This window comes from Streptomyces adustus (assembly GCF_009377175.1).
Classification (GTDB): domain Bacteria; phylum Actinomycetota; class Actinomycetes; order Streptomycetales; family Streptomycetaceae; genus Streptomyces; species Streptomyces adustus.
On record NZ_VJZD01000371.1, the window covers coordinates 1 to 6,268 of the forward strand.

The 6,268-nt window shown below is 70.0% G+C and carries 4 protein-coding genes; 1 reads left to right on the forward strand and 3 read right to left on the reverse strand.

Features of this window, described 5'->3' with window-relative positions; genetic code table 11:
• Window positions 1–53: 53 nt before the first annotated feature.
• From FNH09_RS43450 to bldG, 3 genes are all read right to left on the reverse strand, one after another.
• Window positions 54–2,459 (reverse strand): sodium-translocating pyrophosphatase, encoded by a 2,406-nt coding sequence (locus tag FNH09_RS43450; RefSeq protein WP_152895388.1) that lies wholly within the window; start codon window positions 2,457–2,459, stop codon window positions 54–56.
• Between the two features lie 310 nt (window positions 2,460–2,769).
• Entirely contained in the window at window positions 2,770–3,204 is a 435-nt protein-coding gene (locus tag FNH09_RS43455) for an ATP-binding protein (protein ID WP_152895389.1), read from the reverse strand.
• Window positions 3,205–3,309: 105 nt separating this feature from the next.
• Window positions 3,310–3,651 carry an anti-sigma factor antagonist BldG gene (bldG, locus tag FNH09_RS43460; protein WP_009189842.1) on the reverse strand — a complete coding sequence of 114 codons (342 nt, stop codon included), beginning with the start codon at window positions 3,649–3,651 and terminating at the stop codon, window positions 3,310–3,312.
• A gap of 80 nt (window positions 3,652–3,731) precedes the next feature.
• On the opposite strand from bldG, the gene FNH09_RS43465 reads away from it, so the two are divergent.
• Window positions 3,732–6,268, forward strand: a 2,537-nt coding sequence (locus FNH09_RS43465) for a DEAD/DEAH box helicase (protein ID WP_238427447.1), incomplete at its 3' end; no start/stop codon positions are given.

A 6,268-nucleotide genomic window follows, 5' to 3' on the forward strand; every position in this document is an offset into this window, starting at 1 on the left:
GCGCGTCGACACGCGCCACCGCCCGCCCGTGAGCCGGACCTCGCCCGGAGCGCCTACGAAACCACCGCAGGATCGGCCGACTTGGAGGCCCGCTCGGCGTTCTCGTCGTCGCCCACGGCGATACCGCGCCGCTTGGAGATGTACACCGAGACCACGATGACCAGGAGCGAGAGGACCGCGATCGTGATCCGCACCCCCATGCTCCTGTCATGGCCGTAGGAGAACTTGATGACGGCCGGCGCGATCAGCAGTGCCACCAGGTTCATCACCTTCAGCAGCGGGTTGATCGCGGGGCCGGCGGTGTCCTTGAAGGGGTCGCCGACCGTGTCGCCGATCACCGTGGCCGCGTGTGCCTCGCTTCCCTTGCCGCCGTGGTGGCCGTCCTCCACGAGTTTCTTCGCGTTGTCCCAGGCGCCGCCGGAGTTGGCGAGGAACACCGCCATCAGCGTCCCCGCCCCGATCGCGCCCGCGAGGTACGCGCCGAGCGGGCCGATGCCGAGCGTGAAGCCGATGAAGATCGGTGCCATCACGGCCAGCAGGCCGGGCGTGGCGAGTTCGCGCAGGGCGTCCTTGGTGCAGATGTCGACGACCTTCCCGTACTCCGGGGTCTCGGTGTAGTCCATGATCCCCGGCTTCTCGCGGAACTGCCGCCGCACCTCGTAGACCACGGATCCCGCCGAGCGCGACACCGCGTTGATCGCCAGCCCCGAGAAGAGGAAGACCACCGCCGCGCCGGCGATGAGACCGACGAGGTTGTTCGGCTGCGAGATGTCCATCATCAGGCTCATCGGCGCACCCGCTCCGGTGAGTTGCTCGCCGACGTCCTGCGCTCCGGTGGTGATCGCGTCACGGTACGACCCGAAGAGCGCCGACGCCGCCAGCACCGCGGTGGCGATGGCGATGCCCTTGGTGATGGCCTTGGTGGTGTTGCCGACCGCGTCCAGGTTGGTGAGCACCTGTGCGCCCGCCCCCTGGACGTCGCCGGACATCTCGGCGATGCCCTGGGCGTTGTCGGAGACCGGCCCGAAGGTGTCCATCGCGACGATCACACCGACCGTGGTGAGCAGGCCGGTGCCGGCCAGCGCCACCGCGAACAGCGCCAGCATGATCGACGTACCGCCGAGCAGGAAGGCCCCGTACACACCGAGGCCGATCAGCAGCGCGGTGTAGACGGCCGACTCCAGGCCGACGGAGATGCCGGCGAGGACGACGGTGGCCGGGCCGGTCAGCGAGGTCTTGCCGATGTCCCGGACCGGGCGGCGGGTGGTTTCGGTGAAGTAGCCGGTCAGTTGCTGGATGACGGCGGCGAGCAGGATGCCGATCGCCACCGCGACGAGGGCGAGGATCCGCGGATCGCCGCTCTTGCCCTTGATCGCCGCGTCGGTGACGCCGTCGAGACCGGCGTACGTCGACGGCAGGTAGACGTAGACCGCCAGCGCGACCAGCACGACCGAGATCACCGCGGAGATGAAGAAGCCCCGGTTGATCGCGGACATGCCACTGCGGTCGGTGCGGCGCGGGGACACGGCGAAGATGCCGATCATCGCGGTGACGACGCCGATCGCCGGCACCAGCAGCGGGAAGGCGAGGCCGAAGTCGCCGAAGGCCGCCTTGCCGAGGATCAGCGCGGCGACCAGGGTGACGGCGTACGACTCGAACAGGTCGGCCGCCATGCCCGCGCAGTCGCCGACGTTGTCGCCCACGTTGTCGGCGATGGTCGCGGCGTTGCGCGGGTCGTCCTCCGGAATGCCCTGCTCGACCTTGCCGACCAGGTCGGCACCGACGTCGGCGGCCTTGGTGAAGATGCCGCCGCCGACTCGCATGAACATGGCGATCAGGGCGGCGCCGAGGCCGAATCCCTCGAGCACCTTCGGGGCGTCGGCCGCGTACACCAGCACCACGCAGGAGGCGCCCAGCAGACCGAGCCCCACCGTGAACATGCCGACGACGCCGCCCGTGCGGAAAGCGATCTTCATTGCCTTGTGCGAGACGGCGGTGAGATCCTTTTCCGGCTCACCTTCCGTCGGGGTCGCTTCCCTGGCCGCCGCGGCGACACGCACATTGCTGCGCACGGCGAGCCACATGCCGATATAGCCGGTGGCCGCCGAGAAGCCGGCGCCGATCAGGAAGAAGATCGACCGACCGGCCCGCTGATTCCAGTCGTCCGCGGGCAGCAACATGAGCAGGAAGAAGACGACCACGGCGAAAATGCCGAGCGTGCGCAACTGCCGGGCCAGATAGGCGTTGGCGCCTTCCTGGACCGCCGCGGCGATCTTCTTCATGCTGTCGGTGCCCTCGCCCGCGGCGAGCACCTGGCGCACCAGGACGCCCGCGACCACGAGGGCGGCCAGCGCCACGACACCGATGACCATCACGAGGACGCGGTTGTCGTCGGTCAGAACTGCGGCTGCGAAGGTTGTGGGGTGATCGAACTGCTGAGGGGTAGAAAGCCCCGCCATTCGTCCTCCTTGACGCTTGGGCTGAGCTCAAGATGTGGACGGATTCTAGGTACCGGAACCTGATCAAAACAGGGCGCGGTAAACGGAATTAGCCTTCACTTGCTCTTCAGCAAATGATCGAGGTCACGCCATCGGCCCCGAAAGAGGTAATGCCCTCAAAGCATTGACGCCCGCACGGGCGCTTGATCAAATGATCGCCCGATTGATCGTGAATTTCTTCACGCATTCCTGCGAACGGGTGAGAAAAACACGAAGGGCCCTGCTCAGCAGGGCCCGAACGGGGGTGATGCGGTGGTGTGCGGGACGGGTGTCAGGCCGACGCGACGGTCGGCGGGGTGGTCGGCCAGGTCATGCGGATGCGTCCACCGCTCTGTCCGGCGGTCACCTCCACGTCGTCGACGAGTCCGCTGATGACCGCGAGGCCCATCTCGTCCTCCTCGGCCTCGATGTCCGGATCCTCGACCACATCGCCGACGGGGCCCTCCCGGGGCGCGTGCGGCGCCTCGTCCCCGACCTCGATGGAGAACTGCTTCTCCTCCTCGGTCAGCACGACGTGGATCGGCGCGGTGATGGCGCCGTTCTGGTGCAGTCCGACGGCACGGGAACACGCCTCGCCGACGGCGAGGCGCACCTCGTCGAGGACGGCCTCGTCCACCCCGGCCCTGCGCGCCACCGCCGCCGCCACGAGTCGGGCGGTCCTGACGTGCTCGGGCAGCGCGCTGAAGCGGAGTTCAACGGTGGCCATGCATCCCCCTCGGAACTACGGGCGTGCGGTCGGGGGGCCGGGCGGCCGAAAGCCCGGTCCCCCTGGTGTTCAACTCGACCCCCGGGCACACGGCCCGGACGGTGATCAGTCGGTGGCCGCCACCGCTTCGTCGACCGAGGTGTGGATGGGGAACACCTTGGTCAGACCGGTGATACGGAAGATCTTCAGAATGCGCTCCTGGTTGCAGACCAGGCGCAGCGAGCCCTCGTGGGCACGCACCCGCTTCAGGCCGCCGACCAGCACGCCGAGCCCGGTGGAGTCGAGGAAGTCCACGCCCTCCATGTCGACGACGAGGTGGAAATTGCCGTCGTTCACCAGCTCGACCAACTGCTCGCGCAACTTGGGCGCGGTATATACGTCGATTTCGCCACCGACCTCGACGACCGTACGATCGCCGACGGTACGGGTCGACAGGGACAGGTCCACGGATCCTCCAGCACCTTGCTATCGAGCGGTCGCCCCATGGGACACCTCGGCAGAGCCCCCAGGACGGTTCGCCAGCCGCGATGGCATTCAATCACTTACCGGCAGGCGTGCACGACGCCTTGGCTCCATTGTCCGTCACGCCAGTGACACACTCGGTGCCGATGGCCGAGAATCACCGATCCGATCGATCCCCGGCGGAACCCGAGTCCCGCCCCGCGCCGAGCACGGTCCTGAACCGGCTCGCCTCGGGGCCGAGCCGGGCTTCGCGCATCACTCATACGGAGCACTTGCCCCCGCGTGCGGGTCGCCATGCCGTCTGGCCTCACCGGATTCGCTCCGAGGTGGTCGCGGCCGTCGAGTCCGCGGGCATCGAGCACCCTTGGGCCCACCAGGCGGAGGCCGCCGAGCACGCCCTGGACGGCGAGTCGGTGGTCGTCGCCACCGGCACCGCGTCCGGCAAGTCCCTCGCCTACCTCGTCCCGGTCCTGTCCGCGCTCCTGGACGGCTCCGAGGCCCCGAACGGCCGCGGCGCCACCGCCCTGTACCTGGCCCCCACGAAGGCCCTGGCGGCCGACCAGTGCCGCGGGGTGAAGGGACTCGCACAGCCCCTGGGCAAGGCCGTACGCCCGGCCGTGTACGACGGCGACACCCCGTTCGAGGAACGCGAATGGGTCCGCCAGTACGCCAACTACGTCCTCACCAACCCGGACATGCTCCACCGCGGCATATTGCCGTCCCATCCGCGCTGGTCCTCCTTCCTGAAGTCGCTCAGGTACGTCGTCATCGACGAGTGCCACACCTACCGGGGCGTCTTCGGCTCCCATGTCGCCCAGGTGCTGCGCCGTCTGCGCCGTCTGTGCGCCCGCTACGGGGCCTCCCCGGTCTTCCTGCTGGCCTCCGCCACCGCGGCCGAACCGGCCGTGGCCGCCCGCCGGCTGACCGGCCTGCCGGTGGTCGAGGTCGCCGACGACGCCTCGCCCCGTGGGGAACTGGTGTTCGCGCTCTGGGAGCCCCCGCTCACCGAGATGCAGGGCGAGAAGGGCGCTCCGGTGCGCCGGACGGCCACCGCCGAGACGGCCGACCTGCTCACCGACCTCGCCGTGCAGGGCGTACGCACGGTCGCCTTCGTACGCTCCCGGCGCGGCGCCGAGCTCATCGCCGTCATCGCCCAGGAGCGTCTGGCCGAGGTGGATCGTTCACTGGCCCGGCGTGTCGCGGCCTACCGCGGCGGCTACCTCCCCGAGGAACGCCGCGCCCTGGAACGCGCCCTGCACTCCGGCGAGCTCCTCGGCCTGGCCGCCACGACCGCGCTGGAACTCGGCGTGGACGTGTCGGGCCTGGACGCCGTGCTCATCGCCGGCTATCCGGGCACCCGCGCGTCGCTTTGGCAGCAGGCGGGCCGGGCCGGACGCTCCGGCCAGGGGGCCCTCGCCGTCCTGGTGGCCCGCGACGATCCGCTGGACACCTTCCTCGTCCATCATCCGGAGGCCCTGTTCGACCGACCGGTGGAATCGACGGTCCTCGACCCCGACAACCCCTACGTCCTCGCCCCGCACCTGTGCGCGGCCGCGGCGGAGCTGCCGCTGGTCGAGGAGGACCTGGACCTCTTCGGTCCGGCGGCCGCGGAACTGCTGCCGCAACTGGAGGCCGCGAAGCTGCTGCGCCGCCGGACGAAGGCCTGGCACTGGACCCGCCGGGAGCGGGCCGCCGACCTGACCGACATCCGCGGCGGGGGCGGAAGGCCGGTGCAGATCGTCGAGGAGGGGACGGGACGGCTGCTGGGCACGGTCGACGAGAGCGCCTCCCACACCGCCGTCCACGAGGGCGCGGTCCACCTCCACCAGGGGCGTACGTACCTCGTCCGCTCCCTCGATCTGGAGGACTCGGTCGCCCTGGTCGAGGAGGCCGCCCCGCCGTACTCGACGGTCGCGCGCGACACGACGTCGATCTCCGTCCTGGAGACCGACACCGAGATCCCCTGGGGCGACGGCCGGCTGTGCTACGGCTCCGTGGAGGTCACCAACCAGGTCGTCTCCTTCCTGCGCAGACGTGTCATCACCGGCGAGGTGCTGGGCGAGACGAAACTCGACCTCCCCCCTCGTACGCTGCGGACCCGGGCCGTGTGGTGGAAGGTCACCGAGGACCAGCTGGACGAGGCCCGGATCAACCCGGAGATCCTGGGCGGTGCCCTGCACGCCGCGGAGCACGCCTCGATCGGGATGCTGCCCCTCTTCGCGACCTGCGACCGCTGGGACATCGGCGGCGTGTCCGTACCCCTGCATCCCGACACCCTCCTGCCGACGGTCTTCGTCTACGACGGCCATCCCGGCGGCGCGGGCTTCGCGGAGCGCGCCTTCCACACCGCCCGCGCCTGGCTCACCGCCACCCGTCAGGCCATCGCCTCCTGCGAGTGCGACGCCGGCTGTCCGTCCTGCATCCAGTCGCCCAAGTGCGGCAACGGGAACGATCCCCTGCACAAGCGGGGTGCCGTACGTCTGCTCACGGTGCTGCTGCGGGGAGCTCCGCGGGACGAACCGCAGGAGGAGCCGCGGGATGAGCCGCAGGATCGGGAAGCGCACGATCGGGGAGCGCTGGAGTCGGGGCGGGTCCCGGGGGC